The organism is Hylemonella gracilis str. Niagara R, assembly GCF_000600295.1.
GTDB lineage: Bacteria > Pseudomonadota > Gammaproteobacteria > Burkholderiales > Burkholderiaceae_C > Hylemonella > Hylemonella gracilis_A.
In genome coordinates, this window is record NZ_JEMG01000001.1 from 822,044 (window position 1) to 841,608 (window position 19,565).

22 protein-coding genes and 2 pseudogenes are annotated in these 19,565 nt (G+C 63.1%); 6 read left to right on the plus strand and 18 right to left on the minus strand.

What is annotated here, in order from left to right; all coding sequences use genetic code 11:
* Nucleotides 1–19 precede the first annotated feature (19 nt).
* The 7 genes from AZ34_RS03765 to AZ34_RS03795 all read right to left on the minus strand — a co-directional run bounded on the left by AZ34_RS03765 (nt 20) and on the right by AZ34_RS03795 (nt 7,173).
* Nucleotides 20–727, minus strand: coding sequence for a response regulator transcription factor (locus AZ34_RS03765; RefSeq protein ID WP_035604947.1), 708 nt, complete (start codon nt 725–727; stop codon nt 20–22).
* A gap of 51 nt (nt 728–778) precedes the next feature.
* Nucleotides 779–1,786, minus strand: a complete 1,008-nt coding sequence (locus tag AZ34_RS03770) for a glucokinase (RefSeq protein WP_035604950.1) — start codon at nt 1,784–1,786, stop codon at nt 779–781.
* A gap of 89 nt (nt 1,787–1,875) precedes the next feature.
* Entirely contained in the window at nt 1,876–3,339 is a 1,464-nt protein-coding gene (gene zwf / locus AZ34_RS03775) for a glucose-6-phosphate dehydrogenase (RefSeq protein ID WP_035604953.1), read from the minus strand.
* A 226-nt stretch (nt 3,340–3,565) separates the two neighbouring features.
* Nucleotides 3,566–4,261, minus strand: coding sequence for a histidine phosphatase family protein (locus tag AZ34_RS03780; RefSeq protein WP_035604957.1), 696 nt, complete (start codon nt 4,259–4,261; stop codon nt 3,566–3,568).
* 123 nt (nt 4,262–4,384) lie between these two features.
* A complete protein-coding gene (locus AZ34_RS03785; protein WP_035604959.1) occupies nt 4,385–5,056 on the minus strand; it encodes a DUF4136 domain-containing protein in 672 nt (223 codons plus the stop codon).
* Nucleotides 5,057–5,067: 11 nt separating this feature from the next.
* Nucleotides 5,068–6,012, minus strand: a complete 945-nt coding sequence (gene ttcA / locus AZ34_RS03790; RefSeq protein ID WP_035610810.1) for a tRNA 2-thiocytidine(32) synthetase TtcA — start codon at nt 6,010–6,012, stop codon at nt 5,068–5,070.
* A gap of 183 nt (nt 6,013–6,195) precedes the next feature.
* Nucleotides 6,196–7,173: a LysR family transcriptional regulator gene (locus tag AZ34_RS03795; RefSeq protein WP_269320438.1), complete on the minus strand. Its 978-nt coding sequence runs from the start codon at nt 7,171–7,173 to the stop codon at nt 6,196–6,198.
* A gap of 103 nt (nt 7,174–7,276) precedes the next feature.
* Between AZ34_RS03795 and AZ34_RS03800 the strand changes: the two genes are divergently transcribed.
* A complete protein-coding gene (locus AZ34_RS03800; protein ID WP_035604961.1) occupies nt 7,277–8,266 on the plus strand; it encodes an MBL fold metallo-hydrolase in 990 nt (329 codons plus the stop codon).
* 68 nt (nt 8,267–8,334) lie between these two features.
* On the opposite strand, the gene AZ34_RS03805 is transcribed toward AZ34_RS03800, so the two are convergent.
* The 3 genes from AZ34_RS03805 to AZ34_RS18190 all read right to left on the minus strand — a co-directional run bounded on the left by AZ34_RS03805 (nt 8,335) and on the right by AZ34_RS18190 (nt 10,852).
* Nucleotides 8,335–9,123, minus strand: coding sequence for a hypothetical protein (locus tag AZ34_RS03805; protein ID WP_035604964.1), 789 nt, complete (start codon nt 9,121–9,123; stop codon nt 8,335–8,337).
* Nucleotides 9,124–10,150: 1,027 nt separating this feature from the next.
* On the minus strand, nt 10,151–10,501 hold the full coding sequence (locus tag AZ34_RS18185) for a hypothetical protein (RefSeq protein WP_155831713.1): 351 nt from the start codon (nt 10,499–10,501) through the stop codon (nt 10,151–10,153).
* Between the two features lie 15 nt (nt 10,502–10,516).
* A complete protein-coding gene (locus tag AZ34_RS18190; RefSeq protein WP_155831714.1) occupies nt 10,517–10,852 on the minus strand; it encodes a hypothetical protein in 336 nt (111 codons plus the stop codon).
* Between the two features lie 273 nt (nt 10,853–11,125).
* Here AZ34_RS18190 and AZ34_RS17865 point away from each other — a divergent pair.
* The 3 genes and pseudogenes from AZ34_RS17865 to AZ34_RS17870 form a co-directional block, all read left to right on the plus strand.
* Nucleotides 11,126–11,749: pseudogene (locus AZ34_RS17865) on the plus strand (tyrosine-type recombinase/integrase).
* Nucleotides 11,750–11,855: 106 nt separating this feature from the next.
* Complete coding sequence (locus tag AZ34_RS03815) at nt 11,856–12,275, plus strand: hypothetical protein (RefSeq protein ID WP_035604971.1); 420 nt, start codon at nt 11,856–11,858, stop codon at nt 12,273–12,275.
* 290 nt (nt 12,276–12,565) lie between these two features.
* Nucleotides 12,566–12,814 (plus strand): annotated as a pseudogene (locus AZ34_RS17870) (ATP-binding protein); the annotation flags it as partial.
* A 130-nt stretch (nt 12,815–12,944) separates the two neighbouring features.
* Here the strand turns inward: AZ34_RS17870 and AZ34_RS03820 are convergent.
* From AZ34_RS03820 to AZ34_RS03850, 7 genes are all read right to left on the minus strand, one after another.
* Complete coding sequence (locus tag AZ34_RS03820) at nt 12,945–13,340, minus strand: hypothetical protein (RefSeq protein ID WP_051509508.1); 396 nt, start codon at nt 13,338–13,340, stop codon at nt 12,945–12,947.
* On the minus strand, nt 13,337–13,663 hold the full coding sequence (locus AZ34_RS03825; protein ID WP_035604974.1) for a heavy-metal-associated domain-containing protein: 327 nt from the start codon (nt 13,661–13,663) through the stop codon (nt 13,337–13,339). Before AZ34_RS03825 ends, AZ34_RS03820 begins: the two co-directional genes overlap by 4 nt.
* Before the next feature lie 13 nt (nt 13,664–13,676).
* On the minus strand, nt 13,677–14,327 hold the full coding sequence (locus AZ34_RS03830) for a hypothetical protein (protein WP_035604977.1): 651 nt from the start codon (nt 14,325–14,327) through the stop codon (nt 13,677–13,679).
* On the minus strand, nt 14,324–14,605 hold the full coding sequence (locus AZ34_RS03835) for a copper-binding protein (RefSeq protein ID WP_035604980.1): 282 nt from the start codon (nt 14,603–14,605) through the stop codon (nt 14,324–14,326). Before AZ34_RS03835 ends, AZ34_RS03830 begins: the two co-directional genes overlap by 4 nt.
* 84 nt (nt 14,606–14,689) lie before the next feature.
* On the minus strand, nt 14,690–15,049 hold the full coding sequence (locus tag AZ34_RS03840; RefSeq protein WP_035604983.1) for a hypothetical protein: 360 nt from the start codon (nt 15,047–15,049) through the stop codon (nt 14,690–14,692).
* Between the two features lie 462 nt (nt 15,050–15,511).
* On the minus strand, nt 15,512–15,880 hold the full coding sequence (locus AZ34_RS03845; RefSeq protein WP_035604986.1) for a dihydroneopterin aldolase: 369 nt from the start codon (nt 15,878–15,880) through the stop codon (nt 15,512–15,514).
* Nucleotides 15,881–15,887: 7 nt separating this feature from the next.
* Nucleotides 15,888–16,652: an SDR family oxidoreductase gene (locus AZ34_RS03850; RefSeq protein WP_081767065.1), complete on the minus strand. Its 765-nt coding sequence runs from the start codon at nt 16,650–16,652 to the stop codon at nt 15,888–15,890.
* A 97-nt stretch (nt 16,653–16,749) separates the two neighbouring features.
* On the opposite strand from AZ34_RS03850, the gene AZ34_RS03855 reads away from it, so the two are divergent.
* Together AZ34_RS03855 and AZ34_RS03860 are read left to right on the plus strand one after the other, a co-directional pair.
* Entirely contained in the window at nt 16,750–17,934 is a 1,185-nt protein-coding gene (locus AZ34_RS03855) for a class I SAM-dependent methyltransferase (RefSeq protein WP_051509509.1), read from the plus strand.
* A 24-nt stretch (nt 17,935–17,958) separates the two neighbouring features.
* On the plus strand, nt 17,959–18,153 hold the full coding sequence (locus tag AZ34_RS03860; RefSeq protein WP_035604989.1) for a DUF2905 domain-containing protein: 195 nt from the start codon (nt 17,959–17,961) through the stop codon (nt 18,151–18,153).
* Nucleotides 18,154–18,251: 98 nt separating this feature from the next.
* On the opposite strand, the gene AZ34_RS03865 is transcribed toward AZ34_RS03860, so the two are convergent.
* Nucleotides 18,252–19,532, minus strand: a complete 1,281-nt coding sequence (locus tag AZ34_RS03865) for a multifunctional CCA addition/repair protein (RefSeq protein ID WP_035604992.1) — start codon at nt 19,530–19,532, stop codon at nt 18,252–18,254.
* Nucleotides 19,533–19,565 lie beyond the last annotated feature (33 nt).

The following is a 19,565-nucleotide window of genomic DNA, read 5'->3' on the forward strand; positions in this document are numbered from 1 at the left end:
GGATCGGGGCGATGCGGGTTCAGGCCAGCTCGAGCATGTAACCCAGGCCGCGGATGTTGCGGATGCTCAGACCCGTGCCCTGCAGCTTGCGGCGCAGTCGGTGCACGTAGACCTCCAGGGCATTGGAGGCGATGGGTTCGGCGCCGCCTGTCTGCCAGACCAACATCACATGGTCGCGGCTGACAACTTGGTTGATCTGGGCATGCAGCACCCCCAGCAGTTCGTATTCGCGCTGGGTCAGCAGGATGGGCTGCCCCCGGACCCAGACGCGGGGTTGCTCGGTGTCGAACTGCAGGCCGGGCGTGGACGTCGAGGCGGCGGCGCCCGTGCTCGCTTCGGCGCCGCGCGCTTCGAAGGCCGGCAGACGCGCGCGGCGCAGCAGGGCTTGTAGACGGGCGCTGAGCTCGGCATTGCCGAAGGGCTTGGTGAGGTAATCGTCGGCGCCGGCCATCAGTCCCTCGACGCGGTGGTCGATGCTGTCGCGCGCCGTCAGGATCAGCACCGGCAGGCTCTCGAAGCGTTCACGGATCCAGCGCAGCAGGCGCATGCCATCGATGCCGGGCAGGCCCAGGTCCAGCAGCACGGCGTCCACCGCCTGGGTCGAGAGCTGCTGCTGCGCGCCGAGTCCGTCGGCGCAGGCCAGGGTGCGGTGGCCGGCCTGGGCCAGCAGGTCCGACACGCTGTCGCGCAGCAGTTCGTCGTCTTCGACGATGAGGATGAGTGCCATGCCTGGGATTGTGCCGTGAAGCGGGGCGCGGCCGTTCCCGAGGGCGTGCGCTCACCACTGGGTGAGGTTCAAGGCTTTCGAGGCACCCTGCAAGGCAGGCGAGACCGGACTGTGAATCACCCAGGTCGGAATGGCGGCCAGGTAGGCGCGAAAGCGTCCCTTGTTCTCGAAGCGCGGGCGGAAAGGCGAGCGGTCGAAGCGCTCGCCCAGGCGGGGCACGATGCCCCCGCCGATGTAGATGCCGCCGCGCGCACCCAGGGTCAGGGCCAGGTCACCGGCCACGCTGCCCAGCAGGCCGCAGAACATGTCCAGGGCTTGTGCCGCCTTGGATTGGGGCAGGGCCTCGGCGCGCTCCATCACCTCGGCTGGCGTGGTGATCTCCCGGCCCTGTCCGTCCTGCAGCACGCACAGGGCGTGGTAGAGGTCGACCAGGCCCGGACCGGACAGCACGCGCTCGGCCGAGACATGGCCGTAGCGCACCCGCAGGTGCTCGATGACGGCGTATTCCTGCGCGTTGCCGGCGCTCAGCGTGACGTGCCCCCCCTCGCCCGCGATGGGTAGCCACTTGTCCTGGTGCCCCAGGGGCAGCAGGCCCGATACCCCCAGGCCCGTGCCCGCGCCGATCAGGCCGATGGCCGCCAGGGGCGCGGCCTGACCGCCGCCCACCTGGCGCAGTTGCTCACGCGGCAGATCGGGCAAGGCCAAGGCCAGGGCCGTGAAGTCGTTGAGCAGCAGCAGGCGCGGCAAGCCCAGGGCTTCGCGCGTGGCCGCAATGGAAAACTTCCAGTGGTGGTTGGTCATCGCGATCTGGTCACCCGTGACTGGGTTGGCGATGCCAAAGGCGGCGCAGGCCGGCCGGCTCAGGCCCTGGGCTTGCAGGTAGGCCAGGCCAGCGTCGACCAGGGAAGCGTGTTCCGCACAGGGCAGCACCTGCACGTGGCGGATGGGCGTGTCGGCGCTGTCCTGCCAGCCAAAACGCGCATTGGTGCCGCCGATGTCGCCCAGCCAGCGCGGGTAGGCGGCCTGGGGCGTGCTGGCTGGGGCGATCGATTCGAACATGGTGTGCGCTGAAACCCGTGGGGCTGTCTGTCGGAAGGTCAGGAAATCGTGGCGTGGGGTCTAGGGGGCCATCGAGCTGGTGCGCAGGCTCAGGCGGCCTCGAACCAGGCGCCATGCTCGCGCGCCATCAGTGCCGAGGAGGCCGCCGGCCCCCAGCTGCCCGCTGGGTAGTTGCGCGGCGGCTCGTCCCACTCGCGCCAGCCCGCGAGTATGGGGTCGATCCAGCGCCAGGCGGCTTCCAGCTCATCGCGGCGCATGAAGTGGGTCAGACGGCCCTTGATCACGTCCATCAGCAGCCGCTCGTAGGCTTCGGCCCGGCGCTGGCGTGAGGTTACTTGCAGGTCCAGGCTGAGGCGCACCGGGTGGAGGTTCATGCCCGAGCCGGGCTCCTTGACCATCATGGCCAGCTCGATGGATTCCTCGGGCTGCAGACTGATGATGAGGCGGTTGGCCTGTTGGCCCGGACTCTGGCCGAAGGGGGAGAAGGGCTGCTCGGCGAACTCGATGATGATCTCGGACTGGCGCTTTTGCATGCGCTTGCCGGTGCGCAGGAAAAAAGGCACCTGGGCCCAGCGCGCGTTGTCGATGTGCGCGCGCAGCGCGACGAAGGTTTCGGTGCGACTTTGCGCGGGCACGTCGGCTTCCTGCAGATAACCGGGCACGGCGGCGCCCTCGCTCACGCCGGCCGTGTACTGCCCGCGCACCGTGTCGCGCTTGACGTCGGCTGGGCTCAGCTTGCGCAGCGAGCGCAGCACCTTGAGCTTTTCGTCGCGCACGTCGTCGGGGTCCATCGAGATGGGGGGCTCCATGGCCACGATGCACAGCAGCTGCAGCAGGTGGTTCTGCACCATGTCGCGCAGCGCCCCGGTCTGGTCATAAAAGCCAGCTCGGCTGCCCACGCCCACCGATTCGGCCACGGTGATCTGCACGCTACGGATGAAGGGCGCGCGCCACAAGGGTTCGAAGATGGCGTTGCCAAAGCGCAGCACCATGAGGTTTTGCACCGTTTCCTTGCCCAGGTAATGGTCGATGCGGTAGATCTGGTCTTCGCGGAAATGTCGCGCGATCTCGGCGTTGATGGCTTGGGCCGAGGCCAGGTCGGTGCCCAACGGCTTTTCGACCACCACGCGGGCTTGGGCGTCGATGAGGCCATCGTCGTGCAGGCGCGCGCAGATCTGCGCGAACAGCGCGGGTGCCGTGGCCAGGTAGAAGACGCGCAGGGCGTCCGGGCTCAGGGCCTGGCCCAGCCGTCCGCAGCCTTTGGCCTGCCCCAGGTCCAGCGGCACATAGTCCAGGCAGTTCAGAAAGCCTTGCCAATGGACTTCTGACCACGCTGCGGGCGCGATCACACCGGCGGACCGCGTCTGGATGAACTGCAGGTAGCCATCGCGGTCCCAGTCCTCGCGGCCGATGCCGATGATGCGGGTGCGCTCGGGCAGTCGCCCGTGCAGATGGGCCATGTAGAGCGCCGGCAGCAACTTGCGCCAGGCCAGGTCCCCCGTGCCGCCAAAGATGACGATGTCCAGCCTGCCGGGTGTCGCGTCTGCGTTCATGCGTGTCTTGAATGGTGCGGCATGCAGGCATGAATCGGTCGGGTGGGAGTTCCGCGACCTGGCGCATGGCCCGTGTTGCCCTTGTCTCTGGGTCTTTTGTGGGAGTCTTGCCGTGTCCGGCGGTCTCGGCAAGTCTTTTAATAATACTGTAATTCAACGGACTGGCCGTTGAATCGGGCCTGCACGTCCGTCCATGGGCTGCACGGCGGTTCCGCGGTGGTGCCTTTCAGGCGCTGGTTTCATCCAGGCCTTGGCCTTCCAGGTGCGAGGTGTCAGCCCAGCCCACCAGGCTCATGCCCTCGGGCGTCCACAGCAGGTGGTTCAGGGCTGCGTTGCCCAGTTGCCAGCTGCGCGGGGCCTGCAGGTCCTGCGCGGTGGCGAGCCGGTAGAGCTGGTCCATCACGCCACCATGCGCCACCAGCACGATGAGTTGCCCCGCATGCGGCGCGGCCAGGGCCGCGAGGGTGTGGGTGATGCGCTCGCGTACCTGTAGCAGGGATTCGCCGGGCGCGACCACGGCGCGGTCGGGGGCGGCCGGTGGAGGCGCCCAGTCCGGGACCCGTTTGCGCCAGTGCAGGGCGTCCTGAGGCCAGCGCTGCTCGATCTCGGCGTAGGTCAGACCTTCAAAGGCGCCGAAACCCCGTTCGCGCAGACCGGGGTGCAGGTTCAGCGGCGCGCCCGTGGCCAGGCGGATGGCCTCGGCGGTCTGACGCGCGCGCTGTAAGTCGCTGCTGTAGATGGCGGTGATGCGGCCCGCCTCCGCGTCCGCTGAATGGCGCTCGGCCAAGGCCTGTCCCAGGCGCTGCGCCTGCCAGCGGCCGGTGTCGTTGAGCGGGATGTCCAGGTGGCCCTGGATGCGCGTGTCCACGTTCCAGGCCGTTTCACCGTGGCGCACAGCGATGATGCGGGTGGGTTGCTGCATGGGTCGATTTTAGTTTTAGCCCCGTGGGGGCTCGGTTTCGGCGCCGGGCCGTCCCAAGCCGAAACGCGGCCCCCTCGGGGGGCAGGGAGCTACACGCAGTGAGCGACCGTGGGGGCCTTATTTTTAGCGGGGAATCTGGATTTTCACGGGACCGGTGTGCGGCGCGGGAAAGTCCTGCAGTGCGGCCTTCAGCAGGGCCGGCAGCACCCGGTCGCTGTCTCCCCAGGGGCCTTCATGGCTGGCACGGGTTTCATAGACGATGCGCTGGCTCTCCAGGTCACGCATCAGCAGGGAAACGCCATAGGCATGCCGAACCGAGGGCGGCCAGCTGGTCCAACCCATGCCGATGCGGGTGCCGGGGCCGATGCGGCCCGGGCCGACGAACACGCCAAGTTCACCGAAAAAGCCCGGGCTGTAGGGAGGCATGCCGGGGTAGCGGCGGCCCCAATCATCGACGTAAAAAGCTTCGACGCTGGTTTGGATCTGCACGCTGTAGCGAGGCTGCTGGTCGTCCCTCACCATGCCCACGGCCTTCAGCGCCGCATCGGCCATGGCCTCGATGGTTTCGGCCCGGGCCGGGTCCTCGGCCTGCGAGGGCAGGCGCTCGTAGCGGTAGCGGGCACCGGGGCCGAGGGGCGCCGCAGCAGCCGTGGTCGTGGCGGCCGCGGATGACGATGCCCCTCCTGCTGGCACGGTGGCCTGCACCTGGGATTCGATCGTGCGCAGTCCAGAACAAGCCGTCGCCAGCAGCGCCAGCAGGACGGTGCAAATGAGCGCGGCGATCCGGTGTGGCATGGCGCAAGGCCTCAGAGGGTGACGACCTGGATGCCGGGCAGGCTGCCCGCCGCAGGCGTGGGTTCGGGAAACTCTTCCTCGTCGAAGGCCAGGTCGCCGTTGGCGTCCGGCACGCCTGTCGTCTGGAGGTTCTTGAAGTCGTGCAGCGTCGCGTCCATCAGGTGCGTGGGGGCGACGTTTTGCAGCGCGCTGAACATGGTGGCCAGGCGGCCCGGGTGCTTCTTGTCCCAGTCGCGCAGCATCTCGCCGACCTGCTTGCGCTGCAGATGCTCCTGACTGCCGCAGAGCGTGCAGGGAATGATGGGGTACTGGCGGTGCGCGGCCCAGCGGATCAGGTCTTTCTCGGCCACGTAGGCCAGCGGGCGGATCACGATGAACTCGCCGTTGTCGCTGACCAGCTTGGGTGGCATGCCCTTCAACTTGCCGCCGAAGAACATGTTGAGGAAGAAGGTCTGCAGCATGTCGTCGCGGTGGTGGCCCAGCGCGAGCTTGTTGCACTTCAGCTCGCGCGCCACCCGGTAGAGGATGCCGCGGCGCAGCCGGCTGCACAGGCTGCACATCGTCTTGCCCTCGGGGATGTTCTTCTTGACGATGGAATAGGTGTCCTGCGTCTCGATGTGGAACTCGATGCCGAGCTGCTTCAGGTAGGCGGGCAGGATGTGGTCGGGAAAACCGGGCTGCTTCTGGTCCAGGTTGACGGCCACCAGGGTGAAGTTCACCGGTGCGCGGCTCTTGAGCTTCATGAGGATGTCCAGCATGCCGTAGCTGTCCTTGCCGCCGGACATGCAGACCATGACACGGTCGCCTTCCTCGATCATGTTGTAGTCCACGATGGCGCGCCCCACCTCGCGGCACAGGCGCTTTTCAAGCTTGTGCGTCTCGCGCTCGATCTTCAGCGCCTTCTCGTGGCTGATCTCGGGGGCGGCGGTTTCGGCTTCGGTCCAGGGGGTGGTCATGGGCTGGGGTGGCGTGAGGGGATGCGCGAGCGTCAAGGGGCTGAATTATCCGGTGCAGGCTGACTTCCTGCCCGCTTCTGGTGCCGGCAACCCGGCGGTCCATTCTGCACCATGCAAATCAAGGGCTTAGGCCGCACCAGGGATCGCAAAACCTCATGGAGAGATTGCAATTTCCTCAGTGCATCACATGGCGGCTTGCTTTTCCAACCTGTGGCCGGAGGCAGGACCAGCATTCACCTCAGCGGCGCCAGACACGGCTGGCAATTCCCAGCGCCAAGACGCGCGCAGGCGCGGCAGTGCAAAGTCCAAGAACTGACGCACGCGGGGCGCGAGCTGCTGCGCATGTCCGAAGACCGCGTGCAGGGGTTCAGAGGGCACGTTGATCGTGGGCAGCACCCTGACAAGCTGGCCCGCATCCAGGTAGGCGCCCACATCCCAAACTGATTTATAGAGAATCCCCGCGCCTGACAGCGCCAAGGCCAATGCGGCCTCACCATCGCTGGCCATGAAGCTGCCACGAACCTTGACCGCGACAGGGGCGCCGTCCACCTGAAACATCCAATGGGCCGAGGGACGTGCGCCGTAGACGATGCAGGCATGCTCGGGCAAGGCCGCCAAGGACGAGGGCGCGCCATGCCGGGCAATGTAGGTGGGTGCCGCGCACAGCACCTGGTAGTGGGGGGCGATGAAGCGCGCGCTCAGGCTGGAGTCCATCAGCGCGCCGAAGCGAAAGGCCAGGTCAATCTGCTGGTCGACCAAGTCGACGATCTCGTCACGCAGCAGCAGGCGCACGGACAGCGTCGGATGCTGCGCCTGGAACGTGCTCACCAAGGGAACCACGTACTGGCGCCCGAAGATGCGCGGCGCGGTGATGCTGAGCTGACCGCTCACCGTTTCACGCCGGCCCGCGACAAAGGCTTCCGTTTCGCCCACCTCGGCCAGGATGCGCACACAGCGCAGATGGAAGTCGCGGCCTTCGGGTGTCAGGGACTGGCTGCGGGTGGTGCGCTGCAAGAGGCGCAGGCCCAGCCGTCCTTCCAGCGCCCCGAGGCGTTTGCTGACCACGGCCAGGGACAGCCCCAATTCCCGTGCTGCGGCAGACATGCTCCCCGTCACCACGGTACGGTCGAAGATGCGCAGGTCTTGCAGGTTGTCGATCACGGGATTATCAATTTTCCATTGATTCAAATTCAGCAGATGGCCAGTTTATCTCTTTGGTGGAAATTATCAGAATCCTGGGCTCTGTCCATTTCCAGGAGCTTGTATGCCAGCTTATCGTTTCCCCGTCGCCGCCGCCCTGGCCGCCTTGTCCATCCTGTCCGTCCAGTTCCTCACTGCGCCGGCTGCTTACGCCCATGCCCCGCAGCCCCAGCTGTCCGAAAGCCAGGCGGGTTATTACCGGCTCAAAGTCGGCGCGATCGACATCATTGCGCTGTCCGACGGCACCGTGACCCTCAACTCCGAGCTCTTGAGCCGCATGCCGCCAGAGCAGGTGCAGTCGGTGCTGAAGCAGTCTTACGTCGGCCCCCTGCTCAATGCCTCGGTCAACGCCTACCTCATCAAGCAAGGGGAGCGCTTGATCTTGGTGGATGCAGGCACGGGCGAGCTGTATGGCCCCACGCTCAATAAACTCCCGGCCTCGCTCAAGGCGGTGGGTTACACGCCCGAACAGATCACGGACATCCTGGTCACCCACATTCACACCGACCATACCGGCGGCCTGATGGATGGCAACACCCGCGTGTTCCCCAACGCCACCATCCACGTCGATCGGCGAGAAGTGGAGTACTGGTTGTCACCCGAAAAGCGCGCCCAGGCCCCGGCGCAGATGCAGCAGTATTTCGACCAAGCACAACTGAAGTTCGGACCTTCCGTCGCCGCTGGGAAGGTAAAGGTCTTTGATGGCGCCACCGAACTGTTTGCGGGCATTCGCTCCGTCCCTGCCTACGGTCACACGCCTGGGCATTCCTTTTATGTGCTCGAAAGCCTAGGCGAAAAAATCGCCTTCTGGGGCGACATCCTGCATGTGGCGGAGGTGCAGTTGCCACACCCAGACGTCACCATCCAGTTCGATGTGGACCCGACCGCCGCCGCCGCCGCGCGGGCGCGCGCATTTGCCGAGGCCGCCCAACAAGGTTATCTGATTGCCCCGGCCCATATGTCGTTCCCTGGCGTCGGGCATCTGCGTCGGGATGGCAAGGGTTATCGTTTTGTCCCCCTGCCGTATCTGAACGACTACTACCAGGCGAAATAAACCAACGGCTCGGGGCGCGAGGGTCACAGGTCGCCCCAGGCTTGGGCCGCATCAGACGAGGAATTCCCTCAAAGCGGCCCAGGCTCAGCGCTGGGATTCAAGTCAATTTTGTATCTGACCGCCGTTCGCGCCAGCGATTGCGTCATCATCGCGATGTCTTGTGTCCAGAACAATTGTTCGGCTGGATTGCCCAGGATGGCATGTTCGGCGAACACTGTCGACCACATCGAGACTATATGCTCGTCGCCCAGTTGGGCATGCTCGAAGTTGGTGTGATAACCGACTTTCTCGGCGCCAGAGAAAGTGAACCTGAAGACCTCCTTGAGCTTTTCGATGTCGTCCGGGCCGCTGACTTTCACGAAATAGATGACGCTCAAACGTTTGACGTTGAGACCGATCCAGAACTTCATTTGGAAGTCCGCCAAGGTGAGGTGGTAGTTGCAGCCAAAGATGTCCTTGCGGCGTCCATGCACGGTCGAGGCCCGAGTAACCGGCATGACGGTGACCGTCTGCTCCGCCTGCAGCTGAGGTATTTCGATGCGTGACAGACTCTCGACCAGGTGTCGATCAAGGAACAGGTTGGTCTTCTCATAGAGCCTTGTCGTGCTGAGCTGTCTCTCCGCGAACAGCACGAAGACCATGATGGCGAAAGCGCCGATGGCGGTTTGAGCGATCGCCATCAATGGAACCACGCGTTCACTCGCCTGGGGCGTGGAAAAAAGGAAATGGAGGCCCGCGCCAATCGCGCAGAGGCCAAGTAGTGCCAACAGAACCAATAGCGCGATCCGTGCCCAGAGTGGCAAAAAGATGATCTGTTGGGCATCCAAGTTGTTTGGTTGAGCAAGGCTGTCGCGCATGATGTCGATGACAATTGAGTTGGCAATTATGTGCTATATAAATCAAAGACTTATGGTGCTCTAGAAGTCCCAGAATTTCACGCGGAGTCTGCAATCTCATTTGCAATTCAATTGTCGGAAAGTCCTTTCGACAATTGCTGCTTTTATTGGCATCTGTCCAAACAATATCGAACACGCCGAGCTCGCACATAAGTTGGCCGCTCAGAGAATAGCCGTTCTTCCAATGCAACCTGTTAGGACAGATTCATGAAGTGGCTGTCAATGACAGCCCCGCAGCGGTTGCAGCCGGTCGCTACGGAAGCCTGACTGACCTGTTGCGGCTACATAGCGGTCGCTCAGCACCTGGACAGTTGGGCCTTTAACGTTTCGAGCTAACCGGCCCGTGGAGGCAGGCATCACCGGGGACAAGCTTCGAGTTGATTGCTTTGACCACCGCAGCCCTGTGCTTGCCTATGAGAAAGTGGCGGGGCAGATACTTCAAGAGTGGGTGACTGCGCTTGGCACGGATGACCGAGGCCACGTGTTCCCGAACTTCGATGAGCGTGGCTCGATCCCATGCCCAAAGCACTTGATCCTTAACCGCGATGGCGTAATAGGCATCTCTCGGCCATTGGAGTTGATGCTTTCTTAGAAGTGTGCAGCGCCGACATGAGATAACGCCCCAAATCGGATACTGACTGAGTCGGCGTTTTGGTGTTCCCCAGAACAAGCCCTTGAACGGGTTATCTGGGTCCCCCCATGCAAAGACTGAGGGGAATCGTTCTCGTACGAAGCAGTTATTCCACCTGACGAGGTCACTAGTGCCGGGCGTTCCTTCACGATGGAACTCAAAAGGTGGCTGAAAGCTAGCCTCGCTGGTGCAGCGCGGACACTCAACGGCGACATTGTTTGGCATTCCGTGAACGCTGCGGCCCCGCTGCGTTCCCCACGAGTACTCCATAGCGGTTCCTGTGATGCCTAACGTGAAGCGAAGGGGCACGTCGTAAGCGCGTTCCAGCGACCGGAGGGAGCGAGCTTGAGCATAGGGTTAGCGACTGCAGTCACTTGGGGATACCTCGCGAATGCTTGCAACTTTCTTGATATGAAAGAAAGCTGGATATGCTGAGATGAACTCACCATCGGTAGTTTTTGTTTTTCTTCCAAGCTCGCCATCTAATTCAACGAACACCCCATGCTCAGAAAGAGCGGAGGATTTTTTTAGCCCCTCGGAAATGAGTAAATTTCTTACCTTCTTTGGAGCTAAGAACCAGTAACCGGTCTTGCTCCCGCAAGGATAAAAAGCTTCATTCTCCGGGCCAACATATAAGTGTCCACGGGATGCTTCGGCAGCAGAGGAACTGGCAATCATTGTTCCGAGAAGAGCGGCAACAATTTTCATATCGCTAACGTGGAGCTAAGCGGCCGCCGCTTGCGGCGGTCTGCTTGAGCGCAGGGTTAGAACGTGGAGCTTGATGCAGAACACGACCAGCAACACACCGCCAAGAAATGCACCGACTGCAAGCGAGGTTAGGTAGGCAATGACCTGCCATGTTGCACTCAAAGTGGCGAAACCAAAAAATGCAATCGTGAGCACCGTGGCGATGCCACCAACAGTAGAACCGATAACGAAAACGAAAGTTATCCGAATGGCAATTGAGGTTGGCTGAGAGAAGCGAGCACCCGCAAACGCAATGACCAGAAGAACTACTGCGCCGGGAAGGACAACCAATGCTGAGAATATAGGCGCCATAGCGTTTTAACGTAATGTCCGGAGCAAAGTCTGCTCTATAAGTTGAGCGCTGCTCCATAAGTTGGTCATGTGTCCCTCCTGAGATTGGCTTGCAACGTGGCTTGACACTCAATGCGCTGGATATATGTCCAGCTATATGAATCCGACGAAAACCAGCACTCCTGTGCTGCAGTCCACACGGATTCTGGACCAGTTGCGCAAGCGGGTTCGGTACATCCACTATAGATATGGAAAGAGCATCCTACGGCTCCCTCAACTCGATGGGAGACCATCATGGAAGCAGTAGGAAATGCCACTCATCATGAGCCGTGGAACAAGGGAAAAATCGTTGGCCAGAAGGCACCATTCAAGCCAAAGGACATCTGGGCACTCCGTGTTCGACTCCAAATGCAAGGGCGTACGCGGGAACTTGCACTTCTCAATCTGGGCATCGATAGCAAGTTACGTGGGTGTGACCTGGTCGCACTCAAAGTTCGCGACGTATGCCATGGCGACCAGGTGGCGAGCCGCGCCATCGTCATGCAGCAAAAAACCCAACGACCGGTTCAATTCGAAATCACCGCAGCCACCCGAGAAGCCTTAGCGGCGTGGATCAGGCATGCCGGGTTGAAGCCGGACAACTTCCTATTCCCCAGCAGGCTTCACGAGTCGCCTCATCTCGGCACTCGACAGTACTCCCGAATACTCAGACATTAGGTGGACGAGCTGGGACTGGACCGGGCTGACTACGGAACGCATTCGATGCGCAGAACCAAGGCCACGTTGATCTACCGGCGGACTAAGAATCTTCGCGCCGTCCAGTTGCTCCTCGGGCATTCCAAGCTGGAGTCAACCGTGAGGTATCTGGGCATCGAAGTCGACGACGCCCTGGAAATCTCTGAACAGACGGAGATCTGAAGTAGTGGTGGTGTTGGCGCGACTGCGGGGTCGTGCTGACACCCCTGTTGTCCGCTACAGGGCACGACGCTAGACTGGCGAAAACGGCCAGAAGCGGACATCGATCATGCGAATCTTCTACATGTTTTGGTTTTTCTTCTGCTCCGGCTGGGGCTACCTTGTAGCGACATTTCCTGCCGAAGCCGCGCCGCCGCTCTCCCAATCTCTCGTCCCATTCCCGGTAGCAATGGCTATGGCTATGGCGTTCACCTGGTGGGAGTCGAGAGGGATCAAGAGTCGGAAACTTCCCGCACCCTCGTTACGTCTCAAGCCGTGGGATTTGCCGATAGGCTTGATGGTTTTCATTGGCCTGACCTTTACCTTCACGGGTATTTGGGGCGTCGCTCTGGCGATTGGTTTCGGCCTATCAAGTCCAACGCAGGCTTTGTACTTTCTGGCTCTGGGCCTTGGATTCGCCATTGGTTGCTATACCGCGAGTCGCCTCATGCCGGACCGCTTCACCAACACGGCTGCTCGCTCGGGGTAGGGCGTCCGCTTCGGGCCCGAAGCCGTCCCTCAAACTGCTAGAGGTGAGGGACTGCAATCAGCCTGAACCGGACCTCGCGCTTTGGACGGCGGCTGTGCAGCGATTGCTGGCGGTCGTCGTCACTGCGTAAAGGCGCGGTCATAGCCAAAGAGCGGCCATTCGGGTACCGCCATGTTCGCCACCCCATTGACCGGTTTCAGTGGAGCAATTAACGGTGACAACGGCCCATTGCCTAGCTTATCAAACCTCGCTACCTTGCCAAGCGCTGCCGCTTTTCGTGATAAGTGTTTGCGTGCTGGACGCCAAGTGTCACCGTCGAAAACACGGTCGATGAGATCGATCCGAAAATCATGCTCCGGCTGTTCGACCGCTTCTATCGAGCAAATCCATCGCGGGCACAGCCCGACTTAGAAGGTGCCGGGCTCGGCCTTGCCATCACGCGAGCCATCATAAAGACGCACGGAGGCAAGATCGAAGTTTCATCCGCTCAGGGCCGCACGAGATTTACGTTGGTTTTCATCAAAGTGCGCCCGACATGAGCGCAAACACCAGTGGCATCTTTGCGCACGCGACGCATCTGCAAATCCCGTACACATGCAAGGAGCAGTTCTTTCGGCATCTGCTGGTGCCGCAAGCCTTCACCTGATGGACCGTTGGGAATCTGAGAAATCAGACGCCCATCCAGGGCAGCACAAAGGCAAACAAGCCGCCCACAAAGTACAGCCCCACGCTGGACAGCCACACGCGCCAGGCGATGCGGCGGGTGCGCAGGCAGGCACCGCGCAGGGCCGGGTCGGTGGGACAGGGGGCGCTGCGGTGGTGCCATTGCCAGGCGCCGCTGGCCAGCAGCATCAGGCCGGCGAAGAGGAAGAGGCCCTCCTTGTGTTCGCTGAGCCAGACGATCTGCGGAAACACCGCCATCAGGCTGGAGAGCGCCGCCCCTGCGCCCAGGGCCACCAGCATCGCCGGCAGCGCACAGCACACCAGTGTGCTGGTGCTGGCGAACAACGCCACCAACGAGGACCAGAGGCCACCGCGCGTCTCGCTCAGGCCGTCGGCGCTCATTTGCGCGCTTTCAGTTCGGCCTTGATGTCAGCGACCGATTGCGACACTGTCTCGATCCTGACCACGTCGTAGCCCGAGTCCACGATCTCCGCGCTAATGGCCTGCGCGTCCAGGGTCTGGCCAGGCTTGGGCTGCACCGCCACGACCTTGTTCTTGAGGTCCACGAAGACTTCCTGGGTGGCGGGCATCTTGCCCACGCGTTTCTCGATGCCTTGCGCGCAGAAGGCGCAGACCATGCCGTTGACCGTGACCTTCAGCGTGGACGCGGCGTAGGCGGGCAATGCGCCCAGGGACAAAGCGAGGGTGAGGATGAAGTTGTTCATGATGTGCTCCGAATCAAAAGATGTACATGAAGTTGGCACGGGCCTGCGACATGGTGTTGACGCCCAGCTCGATGAAATAACGCTTGTGGATCAGGCGCAGCATGGGCGTGATCTCGGTCTCGTCCGACAGACCCTTCATGCGACGGGCTTCGAGGATGAACCAGGGCTGGACCTGGTCGTAGTCCACCTCGTAGAGAGAGAAACCCGCGCGCGCCGAGCCGTAGTCGTGCTTCAGGCCTTCGGCCCGGTACAGACGCGCCGTGGCCGACAGGTAGATCCGCGTGGTCTCGTAGTCCACCTGCAGGCCCGGTGTGGCCATGGGGCGGGCACCCGCGTAGTCGTTGCCGCTCACCGAACCCAGGCCACCGATGAACCACAGATTGGCCTGTGAATGCGGTGCGTTCCAGCGCTGGAGCAGCCGGGTGTAGGTCGCCTCGTTGAGCAGACGCGAGCGGGACTTGTCGTCCGAACGCATGTAGACCGAGGACACGCCGACCGCATCGCGCGCCGTGGGCGCGTAGTTGATGTAGGCTTCGCGCCAGTTGGGGCCGAAGTCCCCCATGGCCATCCAGCTCTCCTTGAACCCCATGGGGCCAGCCAGCGCGGGCAGTGCCGCCATCCAGGCCAGCGCGCCCAGGGCGCTGCGTAGACGACGCACGCTCATGGTTTGCGCTCCAGCGCGTCGATGACCAGATGGTCGTCGCGCTCCACAAAGGTGAAACGCACCTTGTCACCAGGCTTGAACCCGGCCAGTGGTACGCTGTTGTCCACCTTGAAGGGCATGGTCATGGCATCCATGTCGATGCGCGGGATGCGTTCGTGCTCCAGCACCACACGGGAGCGCTCCGTGTCCACCCGGACCACGGTGGCGTGCACCCAGGGCGGCGCGGCCCAGGCCAAGCCCGCGCAGGCGAGCGCGGCGATGGCGATCAGAAATTTCATGCAATCACTCCGGACAGCGAGCCACAGGGGCTCGTGAAAAACCCGCCCGCAAACGTGGCTTGCAGGCGGACGGGGGCTGTCAGGTCAGGTGATGGGAGGCTTGACCAGGCGCGCGAGTTCGGCGCTGGCGTAGCGGTCGGCGAGCGGGCTGGCCTCCGCCGGCAGACGCAGTCCGGGGGCCTTCAGCAGGGGCAGAGGGGCCGGGCTCAGCGACATGCAGAGCTGGCAGCTCTGGCAGCCGCGTTCGGTCTGGGGCTCCGTGTTGTCCTCGACGGCCGTCATGCGCATGGGACAGTCGGCCGGCATGCCCGCAGCGGCTTCGCCTGTCGCTGCCGCCACTTCGTTGGCCGCCATGTGCACGGCCATGCGCTCCACGCTCCAGGCGCGCAGGGGCAACAAGGCGATCAGGACGAGGATGAAAAGACGGCACACGGGCTGGATCATAGCCAGAGTCGTTCGGCCTTGCACCAAGCGGGCTGGACAAGTGCCTGCTGGTCCCGGCTCTCGCGCCTTTGCAGGCAGCTTGGCCGAAGAACCGTTGGGGTTTGCAGCCTTGTCAGAAAAGGTTTCCCAAGAGACGACGGCTGAGATGGGCGGATTCAACCGGTCGATGCAACAGCTGTCGCTGGATCGAACGGTGTGGCTCTCCAACTTCAATGACCGGTATCGACGCTAGCGGCCCTCAGGTCGCCAAATTGGAACGGCAGCACCAGCCTGAAGCTGCCAGTTGGCTAATGCTTGCAGTTTCTACTTTGACTGATGCCCGCTCAGGTCGGCGTCAGCATGCTAGTGAGGAATCGAAATTGCAAACCTTGTGAGTCAAGTTGCGTAACTCATTGATTTTGAATGACACAAATTGCAGACTCAATTGTCGGATTGCAGATTCAATTGTTCCCGACACATGATTTACCACTGACCCACGAGTTGTTCAATCGCGACTTCGCAATCGTCGAAGATTTCCAACTTCACGATTTTGACGCGCACGCCGATTACGCCGGGTAGCTGCAGCAGGCGATTGGCGAGTTTCCCCGTCAAGCTTTCCAACAGATTCACATGCCGTTCTGTGCATTCAGCGATCACGATGTCATGCACCTTCCTATAGTCCAGAACGCTGTGAATGTGGTCATCGACAGGCTGCAGCGGTTGCGAGCCTTGGTTGAGCTCCACATCGACTGCGATGGGTTGGGAAGCGCTGATTTCATGGTCCAGGATGCCCAGGTTGGCCTGGAAGCGCAGGCCGGTCAGTGAGAGTTTTTGCGTGCCTTTGTTCAGCATGTGCGCCTCACATCATTGAAAAATCACGATCGAAGCGTTGCAGATGCTGACCGCCATCGACCAGCAGGGTTGTGCCGGTGATGGAGCAGTTCTCCAGCGCGAATTTGACTGTTGCGACCACATCGGCCGGCGTGGAGGAGCGACCCAGGGGCGAGAGCCGATGCAGGGCGGCGAACTTTTCCGCACTCAAGTATTCGCTGTTCAGCGTCAGCCCAGGTGCCACGCCCACCACTCGGATTTGCGGTGCAAGTGCCAGCGCGAGCAGGGTGTTCGCGGTTTCTAGCGCGGCCTTGGCCAGCGTATAGCTGAGGAAGTCTGGATTGGGGTTCCAGAGCTTCTGATCTAGCATGTTGACAATCACGCCCGGCGCCTGTCGTTCCTGCGCATGGGCGTGCAGCGCCTGGGCCAGAAGGATGGGAGCGCCCGTGTTCACTCGCAAATGCCGTTCCATGGCGGCATAGCTGAAGTCGCTTGCGGTGTCATGTTCGAACAAGGCGGCGCTGTTGACGACGGCATCGACGCTGCCGAACGCCGAGATCACGCGGGGCAGCAACGCCCGCACCGCAATTTCGTCTGTAAGGTCGGCATCAAAAGTCTCTGCATCGCTTCCGAATCGACGGCAGTCTGCCACCGTGTGTCGAGCTTCCGTTTCCGAGCCCCGATAATGGATGGCCACGTGCCAACCAACTTGCGCCAGCGCGAGGGCGATTTCCCTGCCGAGGCGCCTGGCTCCGCCTGTGACGAGGACCGTTTTGGGTTCAGACGTGATCATGGGGAGTGGCTGTCCTTGTCGCGCGGGGTCAGAGTGTTGGCGGTTCGCAGCCGTCTCCATTTTCCGTTCATGGCATCGCTTCGGAGACAATCCGCGCGTGAGCAATACGACGCAGAGTTTAACGACCCATCTGTCCGCGCATCTGGCGCAGGCCCTGGCGGAGGCGGGCGGCTGGCTGGGGTTTGACGATTTCATGGCGCGCGCCTTGTACACGCCGGGTCTGGGCTACTACGCCAACGATCTGCGCAAGCTCGGCCTGATGCCCGGCGCCAGTGGGGGTGGCAGTGATTTCGTGACTGCCCCCGAACTCTCGCCGTTGTTTGGACAGGCGTTGGCGGCCCAGATTGGTGAAGCGCTCGAGCGCACGGCGACGGACCAAATTTGGGAATTCGGCGCGGGTTCCGGGGCGCTGGCCTTGCAACTGTTGCGCGCCCTGCGAGGCAAGGTCAGGCGCTACACCATCGTGGACTTGTCGGGCGCCCTGCGCGCCCGACAGCAGCAGACCTTGCAAGAGTTTGCCGATCAAGCCGATGTGCGCATCGACTGGGCTGCGACCCTGCCCGAGGCGATGCATGGCATCGTGGTTGGCAACGAGGTGCTGGACGCGATGCCAGTCAAGTTGCTGGCGCGCAAGCATGGTGTCTGGCATGAGCGCGGCGTGGCCGAGGACCGAGGGCATTTCGTCTGGGCCGACCGTCCCACGGAGTTGCGTCCACCGGTGGCGATCGCCGGCGAGCACGATTACCTCACCGAAACGCACGCACAGGCCGAAGCCTTCATGCGCACAGTGGCGGGCAAGCTGTTGCATGGTGCCAAAGAGGGTCGCCATGGCGCGGCCTTTTTCATCGACTACGGCTTCCCCGAGTCCGAGTACTACCATCCCCAGCGCCACATGGGCACGGTGATGTGCCACCGTGCCCATCAGTCCGACACCGATCCGCTGAGCGACGTGGGCCTGAAGGACATCACCGCCCATGTGAATTTCACGGGCATCGCCCTGGCCGGGCAGGAGGCCGGGCTGGACGTGCTGGGGTACACCTCGCAGGGCCGCTTTCTGTTCAACTGCGGTCTGGCGCGGCTGATGACGCTGGCCCGCACCGCGGACGATACGCCTGAGGCGCTGGCCCGGCGCGCGCAGGCCAGCAAGCTGGTGATGGAGCATGAGATGGGCGAGTTGTTCAAGGTGATCGGTTTCGCCACGCCCGACGCGGTGGGGCGGTCGCCCTGGGGGGATGCCGCCGCGCTGGGTTTTGCCTCTGGCGATCGCACGCACGCCCTCTGACAGGACAGGGAACAAGGACGAGTCATGTGGCGTTGGTTGCTGGCTGTTTTCATCATCGTGTTGATCGTCAATGCCTTGACGCCCTGGTTCCAGCGCATCGGTTTCGGCCGCTTGCCGGGTGACTTCAACTTCACGCTCTTCGGTCGGCGTTTCAACCTGCCATTCATGAGCACCATTCTGCTGAGCGTGGCGGCGGCACTGATCGCGCGCCTGATCTGAGGCGCTCAGGCGTCGTCCTGCGGCGCCCATCCCAGAGTCCACTGGGTTCGACGCTTAGCCCTCGACGAATCGACTTCGGCTTGTCTGGCCCGCGCGGCTTACCCCGTCTGTATCGCGGTCAGGGCCTGTTCGACGGCGCGCACACGCGCCGCATGGATGCGTCGACCCACGTCCGGGCCCTTCAGACCTTGCGCCATCGCGAGCGCCGAGATGTCCTGTGTGGGCAAGGCCAGCGCGGCGTCCAGCGCCGACTGCAGGCGCACGGCCTGAGGGTAGGGACGCTCTCGCAGACCGTCCTCAGGCAGACCGCGCCCACGCGCGTCGCAGGCGCAAGCCAGCAGCGCTTGGCTGAAGCGATCGGGCTTGCGCAGTGCATCACAGCGCTCCAGCAGGCGCAGCACGGCTTCGGCGTTGAGCTTGCCACTGGCGTGGATGTTGCCGTGCTCGCGTGCCACCACCTCGCCCAGCTCGCGGCAGTCCACGGGCACGCGCAGGCGTTCGGAGATGCCTTGCAACAGTCGCGCGCTGCGCCCCTCGTGGCCGAGGTGGCGTGGCAGCAGGTCCGCAGGCGTGGTGCCCTTGCCCAGGTCGTGGCCCAGGCAGGCGTAGCGCACGGGCAGGGGGGCGTGCAACTCGGCGGCCTGGTCCAGCACCAGCATCAGGTGCAAACCTGTGTCCACCTCGGGATGGTGCTCGACGGGCTGGGGCACACCCCAGAGCCGGTCCACTTCGGGCAGCAGGCGCTTGAGGGCGCCGCAGGCGCGCAGCACCTCGAACATGCGCGAGGGCTTCGCTTCCATCAGGCCCCGACTGAGCTCCTGCCAGACGCGCTCGGGCACCAGGTGGTCGACTTCACCGTCCTCGACCATCTCCCGCATCAGCGCCATCGTCTCGGGAGCGACGCTGAATTCCGTGAAGCGTGCCGAGAAGCGCGCCACGCGCAGGATGCGCACCGGGTCTTCGCGGAAGGCCGGGGTGACATGGCGCAGGATTTTGTGGTCGAGGTCGCGTCGGCCCTGGCAGGGGTCGACGACCTGCGCGGCGTCGAAGCCGCCGTCGGGTCGGCAATGCTCGCGCGGCACGGCCAGGGCGTTGAGCGTCAGGTCGCGCCGGGCCAGGTCTTCCTCCAGCGTCACGTCGGGCGCGGCGTGGACGGCGAAGCCCTTGTAGCCGCGCGCGGTCTTGCGCTCGGTGCGCGCGAGCGCATGTTCTTCGTGCGTCTCGGGGTGGAGGAAGACCGGGAAGTCCTTGCCCACCGGCGTGAAACCCTGGGCGGCCATGGCCTCGGGGGTGGCGCCTACCACCACCCAGTCCCGGTCCTTGACCGGCAGGCCGAGCAGGGCGTCGCGCACCGCGCCGCCCACCATGTAAATCTGCATGGGGACAGTCTAGCCGCTTGTGCCCGTGGCCAC

Coding starts and splice junctions, on each gene's coding strand:
- AZ34_RS03765 (WP_035604947.1), bottom strand. CDS start 727: ATGGCACTCATCCTCATCGTCGAAGACGACGAACTGCTGCGCGACAGC.
- AZ34_RS03770 (WP_035604950.1), bottom strand. CDS start 1,786: ATGTTCGAATCGATCGCCCCAGCCAGCACGCCCCAGGCCGCCTACCCG.
- zwf (WP_035604953.1), bottom strand. CDS start 3,339: ATGAACGCAGACGCGACACCCGGCAGGCTGGACATCGTCATCTTTGGC.
- AZ34_RS03780 (WP_035604957.1), bottom strand. CDS start 4,261: ATGCAGCAACCCACCCGCATCATCGCTGTGCGCCACGGTGAAACGGCC.
- AZ34_RS03785 (WP_035604959.1), bottom strand. CDS start 5,056: ATGCCACACCGGATCGCCGCGCTCATTTGCACCGTCCTGCTGGCGCTG.
- ttcA (WP_035610810.1), bottom strand. CDS start 6,012: ATGACCACCCCCTGGACCGAAGCCGAAACCGCCGCCCCCGAGATCAGC.
- AZ34_RS03800 (WP_035604961.1), top strand. CDS start 7,277: ATGCCAGCTTATCGTTTCCCCGTCGCCGCCGCCCTGGCCGCCTTGTCC.
- AZ34_RS03805 (WP_035604964.1), bottom strand. CDS start 9,123: ATGCGCGACAGCCTTGCTCAACCAAACAACTTGGATGCCCAACAGATC.
- AZ34_RS18185 (WP_155831713.1), bottom strand. CDS start 10,501: ATGAAAATTGTTGCCGCTCTTCTCGGAACAATGATTGCCAGTTCCTCT.
- AZ34_RS18190 (WP_155831714.1), bottom strand. CDS start 10,852: ATGGCGCCTATATTCTCAGCATTGGTTGTCCTTCCCGGCGCAGTAGTT.
- AZ34_RS03815 (WP_035604971.1), top strand. CDS start 11,856: ATGCGAATCTTCTACATGTTTTGGTTTTTCTTCTGCTCCGGCTGGGGC.
- AZ34_RS03820 (WP_051509508.1), bottom strand. CDS start 13,340: ATGAGCGCCGACGGCCTGAGCGAGACGCGCGGTGGCCTCTGGTCCTCG.
- AZ34_RS03825 (WP_035604974.1), bottom strand. CDS start 13,663: ATGAACAACTTCATCCTCACCCTCGCTTTGTCCCTGGGCGCATTGCCC.
- AZ34_RS03830 (WP_035604977.1), bottom strand. CDS start 14,327: ATGAGCGTGCGTCGTCTACGCAGCGCCCTGGGCGCGCTGGCCTGGATG.
- AZ34_RS03835 (WP_035604980.1), bottom strand. CDS start 14,605: ATGAAATTTCTGATCGCCATCGCCGCGCTCGCCTGCGCGGGCTTGGCC.
- AZ34_RS03840 (WP_035604983.1), bottom strand. CDS start 15,049: ATGATCCAGCCCGTGTGCCGTCTTTTCATCCTCGTCCTGATCGCCTTG.
- AZ34_RS03845 (WP_035604986.1), bottom strand. CDS start 15,880: ATGCTGAACAAAGGCACGCAAAAACTCTCACTGACCGGCCTGCGCTTC.
- AZ34_RS03850 (WP_081767065.1), bottom strand. CDS start 16,652: ATGATCACGTCTGAACCCAAAACGGTCCTCGTCACAGGCGGAGCCAGG.
- AZ34_RS03860 (WP_035604989.1), top strand. CDS start 17,959: ATGTGGCGTTGGTTGCTGGCTGTTTTCATCATCGTGTTGATCGTCAAT.
- AZ34_RS03865 (WP_035604992.1), bottom strand. CDS start 19,532: ATGCAGATTTACATGGTGGGCGGCGCGGTGCGCGACGCCCTGCTCGGC.